Origin of the sequence: Mycobacterium dioxanotrophicus, assembly GCF_002157835.1 — a bacterium.
Taxonomy (GTDB): domain Bacteria; phylum Actinomycetota; class Actinomycetes; order Mycobacteriales; family Mycobacteriaceae; genus Mycobacterium; species Mycobacterium dioxanotrophicus.
The window spans coordinates 5,401,275-5,421,168 of the sequence record NZ_CP020809.1 but is presented as its reverse complement, the minus strand read 5'-3'; the positions used below and the strand labels follow the sequence as shown (position 1 = coordinate 5,421,168).

21 protein-coding genes are annotated in these 19,894 nt (G+C 66.1%); 9 read left to right on the top strand and 12 right to left on the bottom strand.

The annotated features are described in order from the left end of the window. Positions 1 to 37: 37 nt before the first annotated feature. The 3 genes from BTO20_RS26400 to BTO20_RS26390 are packed head-to-tail and all read right to left on the bottom strand — an operon-like array spanning position 38 to position 3,168. Entirely contained in the window at positions 38 to 1,150 is a 1,113-nt protein-coding gene (locus BTO20_RS26400) for a M42 family metallopeptidase (protein WP_087078963.1), read from the bottom strand. Next, the gene (locus BTO20_RS26395) at positions 1,147 to 2,697 is read right to left on the bottom strand and encodes an FAD-dependent oxidoreductase (RefSeq protein WP_087078962.1); all 1,551 of its coding nucleotides are present in this window, start codon (positions 2,695 to 2,697) and stop codon (positions 1,147 to 1,149) included. The genes BTO20_RS26400 and BTO20_RS26395 overlap by 4 nt, the downstream gene beginning before the upstream one ends. Positions 2,698 to 2,751: 54 nt before the next feature. After that, positions 2,752 to 3,168, bottom strand: coding sequence for an STAS domain-containing protein (locus BTO20_RS26390; protein ID WP_157680328.1), 417 nt, complete (start codon positions 3,166 to 3,168; stop codon positions 2,752 to 2,754). A gap of 314 nt (positions 3,169 to 3,482) precedes the next feature. Between BTO20_RS26390 and BTO20_RS26385 the strand changes: the two genes are divergently transcribed. After that, positions 3,483 to 4,943 carry an aminotransferase class I/II-fold pyridoxal phosphate-dependent enzyme gene (locus tag BTO20_RS26385; protein ID WP_087078960.1) on the top strand — a complete coding sequence of 487 codons (1,461 nt, stop codon included), beginning with the start codon at positions 3,483 to 3,485 and terminating at the stop codon, positions 4,941 to 4,943. Positions 4,944 to 4,959: 16 nt separating this feature from the next. Here the strand turns inward: BTO20_RS26385 and BTO20_RS26380 are convergent, their stop codons facing one another. The 4 genes from BTO20_RS26380 to BTO20_RS26360 all read right to left on the bottom strand — a co-directional run bounded on the left by BTO20_RS26380 (position 4,960) and on the right by BTO20_RS26360 (position 10,560). Next, positions 4,960 to 5,529, bottom strand: a complete 570-nt coding sequence (locus tag BTO20_RS26380) for an isochorismatase family cysteine hydrolase (RefSeq protein ID WP_087078959.1) — start codon at positions 5,527 to 5,529, stop codon at positions 4,960 to 4,962. Further along, positions 5,529 to 8,471 carry an FAD-binding and (Fe-S)-binding domain-containing protein gene (locus BTO20_RS26375; protein ID WP_087078958.1) on the bottom strand — a complete coding sequence of 981 codons (2,943 nt, stop codon included), beginning with the start codon at positions 8,469 to 8,471 and terminating at the stop codon, positions 5,529 to 5,531. Before BTO20_RS26375 ends, BTO20_RS26380 begins: the two co-directional genes overlap by 1 nt. A 276-nt stretch (positions 8,472 to 8,747) precedes the next feature. Further along, positions 8,748 to 9,086, bottom strand: a complete 339-nt coding sequence (locus BTO20_RS26365) for a PE-PGRS family protein (RefSeq protein WP_083169050.1) — start codon at positions 9,084 to 9,086, stop codon at positions 8,748 to 8,750. 76 nt (positions 9,087 to 9,162) lie between these two features. Continuing rightward, the gene (locus tag BTO20_RS26360; protein WP_232490857.1) at positions 9,163 to 10,560 is read right to left on the bottom strand and encodes a bifunctional lysylphosphatidylglycerol flippase/synthetase MprF; all 1,398 of its coding nucleotides are present in this window, start codon (positions 10,558 to 10,560) and stop codon (positions 9,163 to 9,165) included. 129 nt (positions 10,561 to 10,689) lie between these two features. Here BTO20_RS26360 and BTO20_RS26355 point away from each other — a divergent pair, with 129 nt between their 5' ends. The 3 genes from BTO20_RS26355 to usfY all read left to right on the top strand — a co-directional run bounded on the left by BTO20_RS26355 (position 10,690) and on the right by usfY (position 11,532). Beyond that, a complete protein-coding gene (locus BTO20_RS26355; RefSeq protein ID WP_087078956.1) occupies positions 10,690 to 10,899 on the top strand; it encodes a hypothetical protein in 210 nt (69 codons plus the stop codon). 40 nt (positions 10,900 to 10,939) lie between these two features. Then, on the top strand, positions 10,940 to 11,095 hold the full coding sequence (locus BTO20_RS26350; RefSeq protein WP_087078955.1) for a DUF6131 family protein: 156 nt from the start codon (positions 10,940 to 10,942) through the stop codon (positions 11,093 to 11,095). 128 nt (positions 11,096 to 11,223) lie between these two features. Next, positions 11,224 to 11,532, top strand: coding sequence for a protein UsfY (usfY, locus tag BTO20_RS26345; RefSeq protein WP_087078954.1), 309 nt, complete (start codon positions 11,224 to 11,226; stop codon positions 11,530 to 11,532). 66 nt (positions 11,533 to 11,598) lie between these two features. Here usfY and BTO20_RS26340 read toward each other — a convergent pair whose 3' ends face one another. Continuing rightward, the gene (locus tag BTO20_RS26340) at positions 11,599 to 11,943 is read right to left on the bottom strand and encodes a hypothetical protein (RefSeq protein ID WP_087078953.1); all 345 of its coding nucleotides are present in this window, start codon (positions 11,941 to 11,943) and stop codon (positions 11,599 to 11,601) included. A gap of 50 nt (positions 11,944 to 11,993) precedes the next feature. On the opposite strand from BTO20_RS26340, the gene BTO20_RS26335 reads away from it, so the two are divergent. From BTO20_RS26335 to BTO20_RS26320, 4 genes are all read left to right on the top strand, one after another. Then, entirely contained in the window at positions 11,994 to 12,980 is a 987-nt protein-coding gene (locus tag BTO20_RS26335; RefSeq protein WP_198344071.1) for an LLM class F420-dependent oxidoreductase, read from the top strand. A 293-nt stretch (positions 12,981 to 13,273) separates the two neighbouring features. Further along, positions 13,274 to 13,690, top strand: a complete 417-nt coding sequence (locus tag BTO20_RS26330; RefSeq protein WP_087078951.1) for a ChaB family protein — start codon at positions 13,274 to 13,276, stop codon at positions 13,688 to 13,690. Positions 13,691 to 13,781: 91 nt separating this feature from the next. Continuing rightward, entirely contained in the window at positions 13,782 to 14,204 is a 423-nt protein-coding gene (locus BTO20_RS26325) for an ATP-binding protein (protein WP_198344573.1), read from the top strand. Positions 14,205 to 14,230: 26 nt separating this feature from the next. Then, complete coding sequence (locus tag BTO20_RS26320; protein ID WP_232491273.1) at positions 14,231 to 14,953, top strand: RNA polymerase sigma factor SigF; 723 nt, start codon at positions 14,231 to 14,233, stop codon at positions 14,951 to 14,953. On the opposite strand, the gene BTO20_RS26315 is transcribed toward BTO20_RS26320, so the two are convergent. Beyond that, entirely contained in the window at positions 14,924 to 15,253 is a 330-nt protein-coding gene (locus BTO20_RS26315; protein ID WP_232490856.1) for an STAS domain-containing protein, read from the bottom strand. The genes BTO20_RS26320 and BTO20_RS26315 overlap by 30 nt on opposite strands. A 267-nt stretch (positions 15,254 to 15,520) precedes the next feature. On the opposite strand from BTO20_RS26315, the gene BTO20_RS26310 reads away from it, so the two are divergent. Further along, positions 15,521 to 16,069, top strand: a complete 549-nt coding sequence (locus tag BTO20_RS26310) for a nucleotidyltransferase family protein (RefSeq protein WP_087078947.1) — start codon at positions 15,521 to 15,523, stop codon at positions 16,067 to 16,069. 27 nt (positions 16,070 to 16,096) lie between these two features. Here the strand turns inward: BTO20_RS26310 and BTO20_RS26305 are convergent, their stop codons facing one another. The 3 genes from BTO20_RS26305 to BTO20_RS26295 form a co-directional block, all read right to left on the bottom strand. Then, positions 16,097 to 16,429: a hypothetical protein gene (locus BTO20_RS26305; protein WP_083169037.1), complete on the bottom strand. Its 333-nt coding sequence runs from the start codon at positions 16,427 to 16,429 to the stop codon at positions 16,097 to 16,099. A gap of 75 nt (positions 16,430 to 16,504) precedes the next feature. Next, positions 16,505 to 18,301, bottom strand: coding sequence for an acetyl-CoA carboxylase biotin carboxylase subunit (locus tag BTO20_RS26300; protein ID WP_087078946.1), 1,797 nt, complete (start codon positions 18,299 to 18,301; stop codon positions 16,505 to 16,507). A 186-nt stretch (positions 18,302 to 18,487) separates the two neighbouring features. Then, entirely contained in the window at positions 18,488 to 19,816 is a 1,329-nt protein-coding gene (locus tag BTO20_RS26295) for an alpha/beta hydrolase (RefSeq protein WP_087078945.1), read from the bottom strand. Positions 19,817 to 19,894 lie beyond the last annotated feature (78 nt).

The window sequence follows — 19,894 nt, the reverse complement described above, 5'->3', positions numbered from 1 at the left end:
GAAGCTCCGGCCCGCCGAGCCCTGGCGGGCCGGAGCCTCACGCCTGTGCGGCGGTTGGCTGCCGGAGAAACGCCGTGAGCACGTCGGCCAGCTGCGGGATCGATTCCCGCGCGATCACTTCGTACCCGTGGGTGCTCATCGTCGGCAGGCACAACAGGCCAGCCTTGGGGGTGAGACCGCCGGCCTTGGCATGCGAGGCGTCGGATCGGAACGCTCCGAGCACAGCGGCCTGCGGGTGTAGGCCCAATTGCCGCGATACGTCCATCAGCCGGTCGGCGACGGACTTGTCGTAAACACAGACGGCGTCGCTGTAGGCCACGATCGGACCACCCGTCACGGTGGTGCCGTACTCGGGCTCGGTGGGCCCGACCTCCACGGCGAGAGCGAGCTCCGCGGGCAGCGCCCGGTTGGCGTACGCGGCTCCCACCGCGCCGATCTCCTCGTTCGTGGTGAACACGAAATACACATCTCCGGCCGGACGCGTTGCACCGGAATGTAATTCGCGAGCACTTCGCAAGAGTGCCAGCACCGCGGCCCGGTCGTCCATGAAATAGCAACCCAGATAGTCGCCGATTTCGATCAGCGTGCGCTTGCTGCGATCGATGCACACACGGGTGCCCGGCCCGATGCCCGCTGCCTCGAGTTCGGATGTGCTGCGGCCGGTGAACACATACACGTCAGGCCAGTCCAGCGCCCGGTCGCCTTGATCGGGTTTCGTCTGCCAGATCCGGGCACTTTCCTGCGTCGTGTGCTCGGAACCCAGGGCAAGGACACCGCAGAGCGTTTCGTGGTCGCCCAGGATGGTGACCGGGCCGAGGCCGAAGTTCGCCGGATACATGGTGCCCAGCGGTGTGAGATGCAGAGTTCCGTCGGGCTCCACCCGTTTCACCAGCATCGACAGCTCGTCCAGGTGGGCCATCACCGTGGTGGCAGGACCGTCGCCACCGCGGATCACCCCGATCAGGTTGCCTGCCGGGTCGATCCAGATGTGGTCGGCGACGGGTGTCAGTTCTCGCCGGCAGATATCACGCACGGCGTCTTCCTGACCGGCCGGGCCATAGGCGGCCAACAGTTCCTGCAGAAGTTCGACAAGCTGCTGATCGTTCGGACGCGACGGGTCTGCGCCGGTAGGTGCGATGGTCCGGCTCATTGCCCACCCGACCGCGAATCACCCCTGAGACGGTCTACGTCGGCACGGGATAACCCATGCGTCGCAGGCCCTTCCAGCAACGCGCCGTCGGGTGCGAAGCGCGAGCCGTGCAGCGGGCACTCCCAAGCACGGTCCGCATCATTGAACGTCACGATGCCGCCAAGATGCGGGCACACCGGCGAGACGGCATGGGTGACCCCGTCGACCACGCATTCCGCGCGCAACCGCCACGGCGGACCGCTGACCGCGCCGTGGCCTTCGGACGGGGCGACCGCAGGCCTGGTCAGCGGTGCCAACCAGCCTTTGGCGAGATTGAGACCGACCTCCAGATTCGCCCGCAGCGCGGTCGGTGTGCCGCTCACATCGTGTGGGCTCCAACTGGCAAAGGCATCGGCCCAGTCCATGCGGCCACCGAGTAGCCGCGCCGAGAGGGCCAATGCCGCGGCCACGCCATTGGACATGCCCCATTTGTCGAAACCTGTTGCGACCTGGATGCTCTCGAGCTTGGGCAGCAGCGGACCGACGTACGGGAGATCCCCGGCCGGCGTGTAGTCCTGCGCTGACCAGAAGTGCGTTCGTGTCGCGCCCGGGTAATGCTGCTGCACCCAGTCGGTGAGTTCGGCGATGCCCTTGGCCGGTGACTGTGCTCGGCCTACGACGTGACCGGCGCCACCGACGATCAGCCGGTCTCCGGCCGGCGTGGGTGCGTGGCGCACCGAGCGGGTGGGGGAGTCGACCGAGATGAACATCGAGCGAGTGATGTCACCCGGTGCGTCGAACGCCATGCAATAGGAACGCTGGGGCGTCAGCCGGGCGAAGAACAGGCCGCGGTCGAGAATCGGCGTCCCGGTGGCCAGGATGCACTGCCGGGCCGAGATGGACCACCCTTCGTCGTCGGGCACTGCCGGACGACGAACGTGCACCTGCAGCGGACCCAGGCCCGTCACCGATACGGCACGCGTGCCCTGCAGCACCGATCCGCCGTGCAACTCCAGCTCGACCACCAGGCTGTTCAGCAGCGGCATCGGATCCAACTGGGCCTGAGCGGGCAGTTGCACTCCGCCCACGAACGGGAAGGGCACGTCGGCGCGCTGGACCCAACGGGCGTCGTGGAGGCCCGCGGTGCGGCACGCGGCCAGCGTCGCCTTCGCCGTGGCCAGGCCGTGCCGATCTTGCGCGTATGCGTGATCGTCGGCACGCTGCACATCCAGCCCGTGATCGTCGCAGTGCCGCAACAACCAATCCCGCCCTTCGACGTTGCCCGTCACGTAGGCCGTCAAGACGTCATGGCCGTGCTTGGCAGCGATGCGCGCCAGCTTGGTGCCTTGCAGGGCACTGACTTTGCCGGTGGTATTGCCGGTCGTCCCGGCACCTACCCATCGCGCCTCCACGACCACGACACGCTTGCCGGCGCGGGCAAGGAGTACTGCCGACGTGAGACCGGTGATACCCGCACCGATGATCACGACGTCGGCCGAGTCCACAGCGTTGTCCGCGCCCGGGGGTGTGGCAGATTCGATCCGGTCGGCGTTCCACAGTGAGGGCATGAAGTGCTGTTACCCGGGCACCGGCAGACCAAACGTGACGTGCCGCGCCCGGCTTCAGCCGGTTTCGGCGGGTACCGCGGGGCGAACCGCGCGCTTTGCCTCGAGGAAGGTGGTCACGACGTGCAACGGCTGGCCTGGGCAGACGATGCTGATCAGGCGGGGAATCGCCGGGTCCGCCAACAACACCCAAGTGGTGCCGGAGCGGGAGCATTTGTCATCGAAACACTGCAGTCCGCGAAGCCCCAGCGTGCCGATGAAGCTCATCGGACGCAGATCGACGATCACCGCGCGCGGTCCCGCGGCGAAGCGGGTGAGCGATGTGACGAAGATGTCGGCGTTGGCCGCGTCGACCTCGCCGGTGGCGGTCAGGATGATGCAATCGTTTTGGTGGCGCGCCTCGATGTCCGCGCCACCACAGTTGATGTGATGACGAAATGTCGCGGCCTTGGACTGTCTGTCCGCAGTAGTCACGGGGTACCCCCTCGCTGAATGCAAGCACTCAGACGGGTTGGTTGCTCAACCCGCCGAGTTTCTGGACAGGCTGTCGACTCAACCGATCCCAAGACTAGATCAGCCCCGTCTGCCTGGGTCCGAAATCATCCGGATGCCGCTGCGGTCCGGCACGGGCAGTGTCGTCAAAAGGGCTGCTGGGCAGGGGGTTTTGGCGCTCCGGGCGGCCTTCTCCGGGCGGGTCAGCTTTTCGTTTTCTGGATATGCCGCCACGTGTCCCGGACACTGGGTACCCGGCAGGTTTGACCCCGCAGTAGTCGGGCTACGCCCAAACCATGCAACACGGAAATGCCCCGATCCTGGACGCATTGGTCGACTACCGGGCGCGCAACCGGTACGGCTTCACTCCACCGGGACACCGACAGGGGCGCGGCGTCGACGAGCGCGTCACCGCCGTGTTGGGCCTCGACCCGTTCCGCGCCGACGTCCTGGCCAACGGCGGTCTCGACGATCGCCGGTCGCGTGGGGCCTATCTGGCCTGCGCCGAGGAGTTGATGGCAGATGCTGTCGGCGCCTCCTACGCCTATTTCTCGACCTGCGGAAGCTCGTTGTCGGTCAAGGCGGCCATGATGGCCGTGGCCGGTGGTGGTGACGGTGGCCTGCTGGTCAGCCGAGACAGCCACAAGTCGATCGTGGCCGGCTTGGTGTTCGGCGGTCTGCAGCCACGCTGGATCACCCCGCGCTGGGACGCGGACCGGCACTTTTCGCACCCGCCGTCGCCCCAGCAGGTCCAAGAGGCGTGGCAGCGGTACCCGGATGCCGACGGTGCGCTGGTCGTCAGCCCGAGCCCGTATGGCACGTGCGCCGACCTGCGCGGGATAGCCGAGGTCTGTCATCGGCGGGGCAAGCCGCTGATCGTCGACGAGGCATGGGGCGCGCACCTGCCCTTCCACTCCGACCTTCCGACGTGGGCCATGGACGCCGGGGCTGACATCTGTGTGGTCAGCGTGCACAAGATGGGAATGGGTTTCGAGCAGGGCTCGGTCTTTCATGTGCAAGGCGAACTCATCGACCGCAACCGGTTGACGGCGTGCGCCGATCTGCTGATGACCACGAGCCCCAATGTGCTGGTGTACGCCGCCATCGACGGGTGGCGACGCCAGATGGTAGAGCGCGGTGAGGAGTTGCTGGACGCGGCACTGGGTACCGCGGAATCGGTTCGTGCTGCCCTCGGGCGGTTGCCCCAGGTGTCGGTGATGGAACAGGAACTGCTCGGTGTGCAGGCCTCACACGACCTCGACCGCTTGCAGGTGTTGGTCGATGTATCGGCAACCGGGACATCGGGATATCAAGCGGCCGACTGGCTTCGCGAGCACTGCAGCGTCGACATGGGCATGTCCGACCACCGCCGGGTGCTGGCCACCATGTCGATGGCCGACGACGAGGACACCGCGGGACGGCTGCTCGACGCGTTCGGTGCCTGGCGGTCGGCCGCGAGCGATTTCGACCCCCCGCCGCAGATCCAGTTGCCCGACCCGGGTCAGCTTCTGCTGGAGACAGTCATGCTGCCGCGGGACGCGTTCTTCGGCGACACCGAGATGGTCTCGGCGGCCGACGCCGTGGGCCGCGTATCCGCCGAGCAGATCACGCCCTATCCGCCCGGCATCCCGGCCGTGGTGCCGGGCGAGCGCCTCGACACCGCCGTCATCGAATATCTGCGCACCGGTATCGAGGCCGGCATGAACGTGCCGGATCCCGCCGACCCTTCGCTCAAAGAATTCCGCGTCGTCGTCTGACGCCTGCGCCGCGATGTCAGCACTGGGCGGCATCGGGAGGGCACGCCGTGGGCAGACAGTGCGCCGATTCGACGATGCGAGCGTCCATGTTGCGTCTCATCATCTCCAGGGCCGCAGTGCCGAGATTTTCGTCGATATGCGCCACGGCATCAGCGGGGATGACGACGTCGAAATGACGCAGATAGGCGTCCAGCGCGCTGTAGAGAATGCACTGCTCGGTGACCTGCCCGGCCAGGACCAAGGTCTTGGTGCCCAACCGTTGCAGGAGATAGTCCAGGGCCGTGGCGTAGAAAACGCTGTGCCTGACCTTCGTGAGAAACGCGCATCCGTCAGTGGGCAGCAGCGGTTCGACCAATTCGGGATGGCGCCCACGCTGCGCCGAGCGGACGATGTCGTGGCCGCTGGCGTTGAAATTTCCGTGGTTGTCGTTGACGTAGACGATGTCGACCGCCCGGTGTTCCCGCGCAGCGTTCTGCAGCCGCTGCAGCGGCCCGAGAATCTGGGCGACGTTGGCGGCGAGTTGGTCGGCATCCTCGTGCCGGTAGTCGTTGAACATGTCGATGATCAGCAGTGCGGCGTCACTCATCAGCGCGTGGCGCCTCCGGTGGCGCCGGCCGCACGCGCCTGCTCGGATGCGCGGAGTGCAGCAGCGAGGAGCTGAACGGTGTGTCGTGGCTGTGAGTGCGTCGTCAACTCACGGATCTGGGTGCGGCAACTGAACCCGTCTGCGATAAGCACGGTTTCCGGATCGGCCTGCCTGATCGCGGGGAGCAACTGGTCCTCGGCGCATGCGACAGATACGTCGTAGTGGCCCTTCTCGAATCCGAAATTGCCTGCCAGGCCGCAGCATCCCGCATCGAGGACCTCGACCGAGATTCCGGCCTTTTCGAGGAGCTGCTTCTCGTGCGCATAGTGCAGGACGGCATGCTGGTGGCAGTGCGGTTGCGCCATCGCGCTAGCCGGGTGACGGGGAGGCTGCCAGTCTGCGGCCTTGCGTTGCAACACTTCTCCAATCGTGTAGGTCTGTGCGGCAAGTCGGTGGGCATCCTGATCTCCGTAGAGCAGATTGGGTGCGTCGGACTTGAAGACCGCGGCACAGCTCGGTTCCAGTACCACGATCGGCGTACCGGCACGCAGCGCCGGTCGCAACATCCGCAGTGTGCGGCGCAGCACGCGTTTGGCGACCCCGAGTTGGCCGGTGGATATCCAGGTCAGCCCACAGCATGCGGCGCGTTGTGGCACCTCGACGTCGAATCCGGCGGCTTCGAGCACCTCGACGGCGTCGTGGGCGATGTCGGGATCGAAGTTGTTCGTGAAGGTGTCAGGCCACAGCACGACGGTGCCGCGCGTGGCGGCGGATCTGGCCGGACAGGCCTGCGGTGAATCGGTGAACCGCGCGGACGCGAACTCGGGAAGGGCACGCCGCTCGTCGATCCCGCCCAGGCGCTTGAGCATGGTCGAGGTGCCACGGGCATGTGCCACGGCGTTGACCGGCCCGGGCATGGTCGAGGCCAGCCGGGCCAACAGGGGCAGCCAGCCCATCGAGTAGTGCGCCATCGGCCGCAACCGGTGGCGGTAGTGGTGATGCAGGAATTCCGCTTTGTACGTGGCCATGTCGACATTGACCGGGCAATCCGAGAGGCATCCCTTGCAGGCCAGGCACAGGTCGAGAGCATCCCGCACGGCGGTCGAGCGCCATCCGTCGGTGATGACATCGCCCTGCAGCATCTCGAACAACAGCCGTGATCTGCCTCGTGTCGAATGCTCCTCTTCTCTGGTGGCCCGGTAGCTGGGGCACATCACCCCCGACTTCTCACTGCGGCATTTCCCCACTCCCACACAGCGATTCGCGGCGTTGCTGAAGCGGTGCGCCACGTCGGGATAGGCGAAAGCCGTCTTGGGTTCCAACGGCAGGTAATCCGTTCCCAGCCGTAGATTGTCGATGTTGCGGTGTGGCCTGACGATCTTGCCGGGATTCATCTTGTCGCCCGGGTCGAAGAGTGCCTTGGTCTCTTCGAAGGCGTGGACAACGTTGTCGCCGAACATGATCGGCAGCAATTCCGCCCGCGACTGGCCGTCACCGTGTTCGCCGGACAGCGACCCGCCGTAGCGGGTGACGAGCCGGGCGGCATCGACGGTGAACCGGTGGTAGGTGTCGATGCCCGCCGCGGTACGGAGATCGAACGGAATCCGGGTGTGTACACACCCTTGGCCGAAATGGCCGTAGAGCGAGGACGACCCGTAGTCATAACGGTCGAGCAATGCGCGGAAGTCACGAAGATAGTCGCCCAGCCGCTCCGGCGGTACAGCGGCATCCTCCCAGCCCTCGTGGGTCTCCGGGCCGTCCGGCGGGAACGCGGTGGCCCCAAGCCCTGCCTCGCGTGCTGCCCAGAGTTGTTTCATGTGCTGGGCGTCGTCGACGATGAACGAGTGTGCTGATGCGCAGGATTGGAGCTCTTGGGCAAGGATTTTCGCCTTGCGATCAGCGTCGCGCTGGTCGTCGCCGTTCATCTGGACCATCAGCCAGCCAGAGCCTTCGGGCAGATCGCGCAGCGCGCGCTCGGCGAGGCGCTGACTGTGTTCCAGTGACACCAGTCGGTGATCGATGGCCTCCAATGCGGCCGGATGGTGTGAGAGGACGGCGGGCACCGCGTCGGCAGCGGCGATGACATCGTCGAAGCCGAGGACTGTCAGCGATGTGGCCGCAGGAACTTTCACGAGATCGATCTCGGCCCGCAGCACAGTGACCAGGGTGCTCTCGCTGCCCACCAACGCCTTGGCGAGGTGAAAGCCGTTCTCCGGCAACAAGGAATCGAGGTTGTAACCTGACACCCGCCGGGGGATGTGCGGGTACCGCGACCGGATGTCGTCGCGGTGCCGATCGACAATCGAGCGCAGACCGTCGTAGATCTGCGCCGCCCGGTCGCTGCCGGCCGCGATACGCTCCACCTCTGCGTCATCGGAACACCCCACCCACATGCGTGTGCCGTCGTAGGTGAGGATCTCCAGGCGCCGGACGGCGTCGACCATCTTGCCGTAGGCCTGAGCGGTCGACCCGCAGGAGTTGTTCCCGATCATGCCGCCGATCGTGCAGCTCACATGGGTGGACGGTTTCGGCCCGACCATCAGGCCGTAGCGCGCCAGGTGCCGGCTCAACGCATCGAGCTTGATGCCCGGTTCGACGATCGCCGTGGCGGCGTCGGCGTCGACGGAATCGACCCGGGTGCAGTATTTGCTCCAGTCGATCACGGTGCCGACATTGCAGCATTGCCCGGCAAGGCTGGTACCGCCGCCGCGCGACAACACCGGAACATCGTGCCGGCGGCACACGGCGACGGCTTCGGCCGCTGCCTCGGGCGTGCGCGGCACGACGACGCCGATCGGCACCTGTCGGTAGTTCGACGAATCGGTCGAATAGGCGCTGCGCGAACCGGGGTCGAAGCGCACCTCGCCGTGGACCGTTGTGCTCAGATCCTCGGCCAGGGACGCGAAGGGAAATGAGCTGGCGCCCCGTCGCTGCTGGCTCATGTCGACTCCTCGTAGATCTCAGCTGCCGCGGTGGCGCCTCGTATCGAGGGCACGCATCAGGCCGACGGTCGCGGCGGGACCGATGTCCAACCTGTCCCGTTGCGACCGCCGGCCTGCGCTGCCACCACGAAGTTCGTGGTGGCATCCCATTCGAGCGCGCCGTCGGACTGAGGCCCGTCGATGGGAGTTCTGTACGCCGCAGCCGAGATGGCGGTTATCGTCGCGTCATCGTGCATGCGGCGTTGTCGTCCGCGTCATCCCGCGGGGAGCCGCACGTCAGCCGTGACCGGACCCGCAGCCCATGCCCGGCACGCAGCCGCCGCCTCCGGGAACGCCGCCGGGCCCGCCGTTGACCCCGCCGGAGCCGCAGATCGGGCCGTTCGGGCCAGGCACGCAGCCGCTGCCGCCAGGGCCGCCACCAGGTCCGTCATTGGTGCCGCCGGAGCCGCACTCACCGTTGATACAGCCACCGCCACCCGGGTCGAGCGGGACGAACTGGACAGTTGCGATGCCGCCCGACACCTGCCCGGGGACCTCCGCGGCCGCGAACGGTGCGGCGGCCAATGCCGATGCGACGGCACCCGCGAACACCAGCGGTGCGACGCCGCGCTTCATCCTGGTTCCTAGGTTCAGTTTCATCATGATTTCGGGGTATCCGCATCACGCGGACACGAAACCCGTATTACCGATCTCATCGGTTCCGGGACGGCCGGTGGCCGAACTCCAGGCGCAGCAGGACGAACAGAGCCGGGAGCAGTTGAGTCAGTGAGATGAGCACGTATCGGCGTTCGCCCAAGGCGTCGAACTTCCGCAGATACCGGTAGAGCGACTCCAGCTTGATGAGCCGGTCACCGGTATGCGCGAGCAGGTATAAGGCGCGGACCACGATGCCGGTGCTCGGATCCTTGGAAAACAGCTCGGGGAACGGCGCGAAGGCTAGCGAAACCCGTTGAACTCCAGTGTGTCTCGCCCACTCGATCATATCGACGCTGAGGCGTTCGTCGATTCCGTTCGGGGCGCCTCTGCGGCGCCACGGCAATTCGAGGCTGAGATCTGTTCCACGACCGGTGCCTGCGTACCGGTGAAAGGCCTGAGCCTGCCCCGAGCGGTCGCGCGCGATGATCAGCCACACGTCGGGGTAGTGGCCGGACAAGGTGTCGCCCAGCATCATTGCGAAGCCGCGTTCGCCGGCCCCAGCCCTACCGGATGCCTGCATGACGTCGTCGAGTTCGGCACGCAATGGGGCATCGAGCGCCTGCTCGGCGATGACCTCGGTGCTGATGCCTGCGTTGTGGGTGCGTTTGACGGCCTGGCGCAGGTTGCGTTTGCCGCGACCCGACAGACTGAACGTGCCGACGTCGACGACGACGTCGCGTCCGATCGGGATGGCCTTGAGTCCGGTGACCCCGCCACTTTCCTGCCACAGTGTCAGCCGGGATTCCGAGGCGCCCAGGACCACGATCCGCCAGCCGCGGGACCGGCACAGCGCCGCGAACCGGGAAACCACCTCCGGGTAACGAGGCGCGTCGCCTATCGGATCGCCACTGACCACCGCCAGCCCGCCCAGTGCCCGGTACGCCAAGCCTGCGCTCGCGTCGGCACTGAAGACGTAACTTTTGTTGGCCGCCATGGCAAATGGGGCCAAGGGATCGTCATGTGTCCGGTCGACCAGCCGGTGTACCTGCGGCAGCTCCTCCGGCTCGGCGCGTGACCGACACGGCAACAGCAGCAGAAGGCCGGCGGCCAGGACCAAGGCCGCGAAGACGTCGGCTTCGCCATGGTCACCGGCCAGGATCGCCAGCAGCACAGCGGCCGCCGCGAGCGCGCCGTGAAACCAGGTGACGGGCCGGCCCTGGGCCAATCCGTGTCCGACGATCGTGACGGCCACCGCGGCCGCAGCAGCCTCCACCGACGCCCCTTCCAAGCTGACGTGGACGAGGCCGAACCACGCCGTGAAGACGACCACCACACCTCCGGCGACCATCAGCGCAGGCATGCTGCGGCAGAACTGATTTCGTCCGGAATCCACCGAGCCGGACGCACCGGTGACCCGCGGGTGCACCCCTCGTGCACGATCGCTTTCGAGCATCGCCGGAGACCTCCTCGATGGCATGTGACCTGCGTGGTGACCCACTCGAGGGTTACCCCGCACGCGACCTGCCGCAACCCGTTGATCGTGACACGTTTCGACTTAGCTCGAACGGGTATTCCGCGAGTCATGAGACTCGGTGGTTCTCTTGGACTGATCGTCCTGATCTGGTTGCTGATCGGGGTATTCGCGGCCTGGCAGCGCGATTACTTCCAGACTGGCTCGGCGAGTTGTGCGACTGCCGGCAGCGTTGCGCTGACAGTCGTGGCGGGGCCGCTCAACTATGCGGGTGTGAACCCGAAGGTTGCCCAGTGCCATCTGCCTGAACCGTCGCAATGATCCGATATCCATCCCAACATCCATTGGAAACGAGGTCCCGATGATCGTCTTCGGAGCGATACTGCTCATTCTCGGTTTGGTGTTCAACGTCTACCTGCTCTGGGTGATCGGGGTCATCCTGATGGTCGTAGGTGCCGTGTTCTGGTTACTGGGCTCGATCGGTCGCCCGGTCGGCGGCCGACGCGTTTGGTATTGACCTGCGCGGCATTGCGTTGATTTCGCCGGGCTGACGGATTGGTCGTCGGCCCGGCGAAATCGTTCTACTGTGGATACAGCCCCGCGCAGGGGCAGCAGGGCCAGCAGTTATGGCGGGAAGGAGTAGCCATGAAGGGTCCGAAAGATCCGGTGGATCACGCCAGGACGACACGGCCACACGCCGGTGAGTCGATGAAGGACAACGCGATCATGCCCGCGCTTGTCGTGATCGGTCTCGCGCTGGTGTTGTTCGTCGCTTGCCTGTCCGCCTTCGCGACAGGCCATTCCGATGTCGGATTCACCGTGGGCAGCCTGTCCGCGGCCGGGTTCCTCGTCGGGTCGCTATGGCTGGCGTTCGAACACATCAGGGTCAGACGCATCGAGGAGCGTTGGTACGCCGACCATCCCAGCGTGATGAAGCAACGCCCCAGCAGCTGACCACGTTGCCACAACCGCACAAGGCCACCAGCCGCAAGCCGGCCGGACGGGGAATCGCGCCGGCCGTCAAGGCCGGAACGTCAGCGCGAGCACGGCGAAATCGATGGCCAGAAGTGCCAACGCGACCAGGGGAACCACGATGCCGCGGCGCAGTCGCGCGGTGAAAGCCGACACCACGATGGTCACGATGGGGACCACGAGCGCGCCGTAAAACAGGATCCCGAACCAGAATTCATTCGGCCCTTTGTGGGCGCACGTCTGGTCGGTGCAGCCGGCCAGGCTCATTACGGCCGCCATGCCGTACAGAAAGACCGCGATGGCCGCGGGAACCGTCAGAATCGCAAGCACCCAGGTCACGGACAGCCGACGCTTTTGCTCCGTGCGCGCAATGTCTGTGTGTGATTCGGTCATGGCGGCTGGGTACCCAGTTTCGCCAAGACATGCACGGGTATCCGGTCGGCATGACGCGATTCGGATACACGTTGATGACCGAACAGAGCGGCCCCCGCGATCTCGTCGACTACGCGGTTGCCGCGGAGCAGGCAGGCTTCGATTTCGAGGTGTGCAGTGATCACTTCTCGCCCTGGCTGGCCGCGCAGGGCCACGCGCCCAACGCTTGGCCGGTGCTTGGCGCTGTCGCCCACGCGACCGATTCGGTGCACCTCTACTCGTACGTGACCTGCCCGACCATCCGGTATCACCCGGCGGTGGTCGCCCAGCAGGCCGCGACAGTCCAGATCCTTGCCGACGGACGGTTCACCCTCGGTCTGGGCACCGGCGAAAATCTCAACGAACACGTCGTGGGACGGGGCTGGCCCACCATCGAACGGCGGTTCGACATGCTCGCCGAGGCAATCAAGATCATCAGAGAGTTGCTCGGGGGAGACCTGATCGACTTTCGCGGTGAGTACTTCGAAGTCGACTCCGCCCGGATCTGGGACATCCCGGACGAGCCGGTGACCATCGGCGTCTCCATGACCGGCGAGAAGGCTGTCGACAAGCTTGCACTGCTTGCCGACCACCTGATCGACGTCGCTCCCGACCGCGCGATCGTCGACGAATGGCGCGACAGGCGTCATGCGACCGGCGTGCTACCCGAGGGCAGAGTCATCGGGCAGATCCCGGTGTGCTGGGACACCGACCGGGACCGCGCGGTCAAGAGAGCCCACGAGCAATTCCGGTGGTTCGCCGGGGGCTGGTCGGTGAACGCGGACTTGCCCACCCCCGCGGGATTCGCTGCGGCCACGCAATTCGTCAGGCCTGAGGATGTCGCCTCGGCCATCCCGTGTGGCCCCGACCTCGACGCCATCATCGAATCTGTGGACGAGTACCGCAAAGCCGGTTTCACCGACATCGCCCTCGTTCAGATCGGCGGCGAGAGCCAAGAGCACTTCTTGACCGAGGCAGCCAAACCGCTGTTGGCCGCGTTGCGCGCCGAGCTCGACTGAACAGTCCGGGCACCCGAACAGTTTCCACGGCAGAACCGACGGGTACCCATGAGCGTGTCGGGGAGGCATGCACACCGCGAAAAGTCTCGCCCGGCAAGGTAATCGAACACGAAAAATCGAACTGTACCGGTGCTGGCGCTCATCGCCAGAGCGGTAGCTCTCATTGCTGCAAACGGAAGAACCGGGAAAGTCACGTTTGGACTGCCCGGTTCGGGGGCACTAAGACCTGAGGAGTTACCCATCCTGCGGTCGAAATCTCGAACGCGCTGATATCGCCGAGAGGAGTCGGAACGTTGCCGAAGACCACCAGGCAGGGCGAGGCAAAGCAAAGTGAACTGCCGAGTACGTTGAAGAAATCGGATGCCAAGGCGCAGAGGACGTTCGCGAAGGCGCATGACTCGGCCGTGGAGTCCTACGGCGAGGGCCGGCGTGCGCATCGCGTCGCGTACTCGGCACTCAAACACAGCTACGAGAAGGTCGGCGACCACTGGGAAGCCAAGGACCACAAGGGGCCATCCGATGCACGGGCCCGCAGCGGTGGCCCGAATGCGAAGGGCGCGACCGCCGAAGGTGTCGACGCGAATGCCAGCAAGAAGCACTTGCTCGAGGTGGCCCGCAGGCTCGACATCCGGGGCCGCTCCACGATGGACAAAAAAGAGCTCGTCAACGCAATCGAGAAAGAGAATCGCAAGGAAACCCGCAAACGGTGAAATGTTGTCTCAATCCATCCGCCGGCGCCGCATGGAAGCGGTGAAACCGATCGCCGGGAGTATCGTGGGCACGAAAATGCCTGGAGGTTACATGGCCCAAGACAATCCACCCGGCGCAGGCGCGCGGTCCGTCGAATTGAGGGTCGCGGCCAGAGTGGAAAACCTCGCTGTCGTGAGGACATTGGTCGGCGCCGCTGCCACATTCGAGGATCTCGACTTCGATATGGTCGCCGACCTACGACTGGCAGTGGACGAAGCCTGCACCGCGTTGATCCGGTCGGCACTGCCGGATTCGACGCTCGTCGTGGTGATCGATCCGCGTGACGACCAGGTGATCATCACGGTATCGACCACCTGCCGGGGCGACCACGTCGTGGAGCCCGGTAGCTTCAGCTGGCATGTCTTGACGTCATTGGCGCACGAGGTACGGACCTTTACCAACGGCCAAGGTGTAGACGCCGGCGCGGTCTTCGGTATCTCGCTGACAGCAAGGCGAGCGAGCCTATTGCAGTGACCTCGGAATATGCGGACGTACTCGACATGTTCCGGGTGCTCGGCGAGTTGGACGAACATTCGCCGACCTATGCGGAACAACGCGAAAAGATCGTCAGCCGGTGTCTGCCGCTGGCGGACCACATCGCTCGTCGCTTCGACGGACGAGGCGAATCGCGAGAAGATCTCGTACAAGTAGCCCGAGTCGGGCTGGTCAATGCCGTCAACCGATTCGATGTCGAAACCGGCTCGGACTTCGTGTCCTTCGCCGTACCGACGATCATGGGGGAGGTCCGGCGACACTTCCGGGACAACAGCTGGTCGGTCAAGGTGCCACGCCGGCTCAAGGAACTGCACCTGCGGCTCGGAACCGCGACATCCGAACTCTCGCAACGGTTGGGCCGGGCGCCGACCGCGTCCGAATTGGCCGCCGAGTTGGACATCGACCGCGACGAGATCGTCGAGGGGCTGGTCGCGGGAAGTTCGTACAACACGCTGTCCATCGACAGCGGGGGAAGCGGAGACGAGGATGCGCCTGCCATCGTCGACACTCTCGGCGACGTCGACACGGCCTTGGAACGGATCGAGAATCGCGAGACGCTCAGGCCACTGTTGGCGGCGTTGCCCGAGCGGGAACGCACCGTGCTGATCTTGCGATTCTTCGAATCGCAAACTCAGACGCAGATCGCCGAACGCGTCGGTGTCTCGCAGATGCACGTGTCGCGGTTGCTCGCGAAATCGCTAGCGCGGTTGCGGGACCAGTTGCAGTGACCGCGCGGCCTTCGCGTCGAGTTCGGTGAGGGCCTTGGACACTGTCGGGTACACCGGCAGCGTAGCGGTGCTGAGTCTCAGCAGACGATCGACCGCCGGGCAGGACGTGAGGCCCCAGGCCACACTCTTGGCGCTGCACCTGCCGTCGAGATCTTCGAGCGCTGCGAGCCCCGCAGTGCCGAAGAACTCGACCCCGGTCAGGTCGATCACCAGCCTGCGGGTGTGAAAGGTGTGGCGCATCGCGTAGGTCGCGAACGCAGGTGCCGAGGCGGCATCCAATTCGCCATGGACGGTGATCACGGCCGCTGACTGAGGTAGCCAGCGCGTCGCGAACGAAGCTGTATGGCCGCGGCCGGCTGTCATGGGTGCGGTCGGTGAGGTGACGTGCATTGTGACTCCATCAGTCGGAATACATGTATTCGTTCTGTGGCGCATGTAACGGGGAAGGACGGGAGTTCCGCCTGTTACGTCGTGGACGCCGCAGCGGCTGTGAACTCAACCTGCTTCGAACACTACGCCCCCCGCCATGGGGCGACAACCAATCTCGGCTTGGTCCAGACTGTGCGTATGCCGAAACCCGGATCAGTGGCCGCGGTGGTACTCGCCGCGGGCGGCGGAACCCGATTCGGGATGCCGAAAGTTCTTGCTGCGCAAGGTGATTGGCTGCGCATCGCAGTCGAGGCGCTGAGCGACGGAGGTTGCGGGGACATCGTGGTGGTGCTGGGCGCCGCCGTGGTCGACGTGCCGGAGCCTGCTCGCGCCGTGGTGACGCCGGACTGGCAAGACGGTCTCGCGGCCTCGCTGCGGGCCGGCATCCTCGCCGTCGACGCCGGCCCGGTCGACGCCGTGATGCTGCACCTCGTCGACACCCCCGACGTCGGGGCTGACGTGGTGCGACGGGTCCTTGCCAGCGCTCCGCACTCCGGCCTGGTCCGCGCCGTCTACGACGGTCGTCCGGGGCATCCGGTGCTGATCGCGCGCAGGCACTGGCCTGCCTTGCTGGCGTCACTGCACGGTGATGAGGGCGCCAGGACCTTTCTGCGCGGCCGCGACGACGTCGAGGTGGTGGAGTGCGGTGACCTGGCCACCGGTGCCGATATCGACGTCAGGCGGTGATGCGGAGGCGGTCGTGCGCACCGCACGTCACGTGTGCACCTCCAAGCCCAATACCGCCTCCGCATACCGCCGCACGGTGTCCTCCGAGATCGCGGCGGCGTCCTCGAAGCCGGGACGGCCCCGACTGCTCATGAACCCGGTGACGGGATCGAGCACGACCTCGGCGAGCAGTTCGCCGGTGGTGGGCTCGCATACGGCCCACGTGTAGCGGGTGTCGTCGGCCCAGCCGTCCTCGGCGTCGTGCACGTAGTCCAGATCCGTCTCGCCCAGATCGGCGAGTGCGGGCCGGTCGTCGACGCGGTCATCGGCACGCAACCCGCGCAGGTACCACTGGCCGTTGTTGATCTCGACAGGTTCCACATGCCCTCCCAGAAAGCCGAGTGGCCACTTATGACACAGGATCTGCGTCATAGGTGGCCACTCGGCGCGAAAGTTTTACTTGATCTCGGCGATCACGGTGCCCTGGGTGATGGCGGCGCCCGCCTCGACGGCCAGGCCGGTGACCACACCGTCCTTGTGCGCGGTCACCGGGTTCTCCATCTTCATCGCCTCAAGCACCACCACCAGATCGCCCGCGGAGACCTCCTGGCCTTCCGCGACGGCGACCTTGACCACGGTGCCCTGCATCGGCGCGGTCACCGCGTCGCCCGAGGCGGCAGACGCGCCGCCGGCGCCACGCTTGCGCGGCTTGGGCTTCTTGCGGATCACGCCGGCGGGGGCACCGCCGCCACCGCCACCGAGTGCCAGATCGCCCGGCAGCGACACCTCGAGGCGGCGTCCGCCGACCTCGACCACGACGGTCTGCCGCGGGACGGTGTCCTCTTCCTCGATCGGGTCGCCGCCGGTGAACGGCTCGACGGTGTTGTTCCACTCGGTCTCGATCCAGCGGGTGTGGACGTCGAACTTCTCGCCGTCACCGATGAAGGCCGGATCGCTGACCACGGCGCGGTGGAACGGGATGACGGTCGCGAGGCCCTCGACCTTGAACTCGTCCAGTGCCCGGCGGGACCGCGCCAGTGCCTCCTCTCGGGTGGCGCCGTAGACGATCAGCTTGGACAGCATCGAGTCGAACTGGCCGCCGATCACCGAGCCTGCCTCCACGCCGGAGTCCAGTCGGACGCCGGGGCCGGTGGGGATGTCGTAGCGGGTGACCGGGCCGGGGGCGGGCAGGAAGCCGCGGCCGGCGTCCTCGCCGTTGATGCGGAACTCGATGGCGTGCCCGCGCGGTTCGGGATCTTCGGTGATGTCCAGTTTCTCGCCGTTGGCGATCTTGAACTGCTGCTGGACCAGGTCGATGCCCGCGGTCTCCTCGGTGACCGGATGCTCGACCTGCAGACGGGTGTTGACCTCGAGGAAGCTGATCAGGCCGTCCTGACCGACCAGGTACTCGACGGTGCCTGCACCGTAGTAGCCGGCCTCCTTGCAGATGCGCTTGGCAGACTCGTGGATCTCCTTGCGCTGCGCGTCGGTGAGGAACGGCGCCGGGGCCTCCTCGACCAGCTTCTGGAAGCGGCGCTGCAGCGAGCAGTCGCGGGTACCCGCGACGACGACGTTGCCGTGGGTGTCGGCGATGACCTGGGCTTCGACGTGGCGCGGCTTGTCCAGGTAGCGCTCGACGAAGCACTCTCCGCGGCCGAACGCGGCGACGGCCTCACGGGTCGCCGACTCGAACAGCTCGGGAATCTCCTCGATGGTGCGGGCCACCTTCATGCCACGGCCGCCGCCGCCGAATGCGGCCTTGATCGCGACCGGAACGCCGTACTCCTTGGCGAACGCGACGACCTCGTCGGCGTCCTTGACCGGGTCCGGGGTGCCCGGGACCAGCGGCGCCTGCGCGCGGGCCGCGATGTGCCGCGCGGTGACCTTGTCACCGAGGTCACGGATGGACTGCGGGCTGGGCCCGATCCAGATCAGCCCGGCGTCGATGACGGCCTGCGCGAAGTCGGCGTTCTCACTCAGGAAGCCGTAGCCAGGGTGGATGGCGTTGGCGCCGGACTTCGCGGCGGCGTCCAGGATCTTCTCGAAGACCAGGTAGGACTCGGCCGAGGTCTGTCCACCGAGGGCGAACGCCTCGTCGGCGAGCCGTACGTGGGGCGCGTCGGCGTCAGGCTCGGCGTACACGGCCACGCTGGCCAGTCCGGCGTCCTTGGCGGCACGGATCACCCGTACCGCGATCTCCCCGCGATTGGCGACAAGCACCTTGGAGATCTTTGAGCTGGCGTGGTTGGCCACGGTGCCTCCTCGGCAGGTTCTCTAAGAATCGTCTTTAAGAATGTATCGCGGGAAGTTTAAGCGGCGCTCCTTAAGGCTCGGTGAGCCGGTCCGGTTACCGACAAGTAAGTTTCCGCAGGGCGCAAAGACCGCCTGTCAGAACGGTAGCGCGTCGTGCCGTCGATGTGGCCACGGCCACATTTTTCGTCAGCCGATGAGGCCCGTGCGGGTGGCCAACCACGGCAGTTCCTTCGTCAGGGCCGACCGGGCGGCGCCCCAGTCATGTCGCCCGGGCACCTCTGTGTAGTGGGTGTCCATGCCGCCGGCCCGGGTCGCCTGCAGGACGAGGTGAGCAGTCGTCTTGGCGTCGTCGTCGCTGGATCCGGCCACGATGGCGCCGGCCGAGCCCGCGAAGGTGCGGGTGCGCAGCAGATCGAGGGGGTCGACCCGGGCGAGTGCGGCGGCATCTCCGCCGAAGGCTGCATCGATCGTCGTCTGCAGGTCGCCCAGGCTCGGCTCGGCGTCGCCGGAGATGTCCAGGAATGTGGGATACACCTGCGGATAATTGGTCGCCAGCTGCAATGCGCACGTGCCTCCGTAGGAGAACCCGCCGACCGCCCACGCGCTGGGATCGCTGTCGACGTTGAGGTGCGTCTTGATCCACGCGGGCAGATCGACGCCGAGATAGGTCGCCGACTTGCCAAGTTTGGAATCCAGGCACAATGGATTGGCGAAATGGCTGCCGGTGGCGTCGGCGACCACCACAACAGGGGCGAGACCGCGATGCGCGGAGGCGAAATCGTCCATCAATGCCGCGAGCCGTCCGGCGGTGAGCCAGTCCCGAGGGCCGCCCGGCTGACCCGGTACCAGGACCAGCACCGGCAGCACCGGTCTCGGATCGGCGAAATACGCTGGGGGAAGGTAGATCTCAGCGGGACGGGTGGCGAATCCCGACGTTGGTGCCGGTATCACCGTGGAGGTCAGCTGTCCGTGAGCCGGTGCGGGAACCCTTGGCTGCCAATACTTTTCGATGGGACGCAGGGTATGGTGCACCGGCGCGGGTGGCGGTATCTCGGCGAACGGCATCTGGTGGCGGTTGTCGATTCCGAGAGTGTCACGCACCGCGGGATACGCCTCGTAGAAACGGTTGATCTGATTGGCGCAGCAGGCTGTGACCAACACCACAGCCGTTACCGCGGCGATCGAGGGCGACAAGCGGCGATCGCGGCTGACGACGACCACGGCGAGGGCGAGCGCGAGCACCGCGGTGGCGATCCACGCATACACCGGAGGTGTCAACTGATCCGGGAACAGGCGCAGGACGCGGCGCGCGAGATAGACCAGCACGACCGTTGCCGCCGCCGACGACAAGACGCACAGCGCCAGGACCCGAAGCGGTGCCGGTCGTCGTACCCGCCACAGCAGCCAGCCACCTGAACCGGCTGCAAGCACTCCCAGCACCGGCGGAATCGGCCCTGACAACAGCGACCAGTCCAAAACCTCCACCGCTGTTGTCGACTCCGTTCCAGCCCCCATGGCGACACATCCGCGATGACTTATAGCTAGCGGACGGCGTGATGTTACCGCCGGAAACTGTGCACAGCCTTGCGTCGA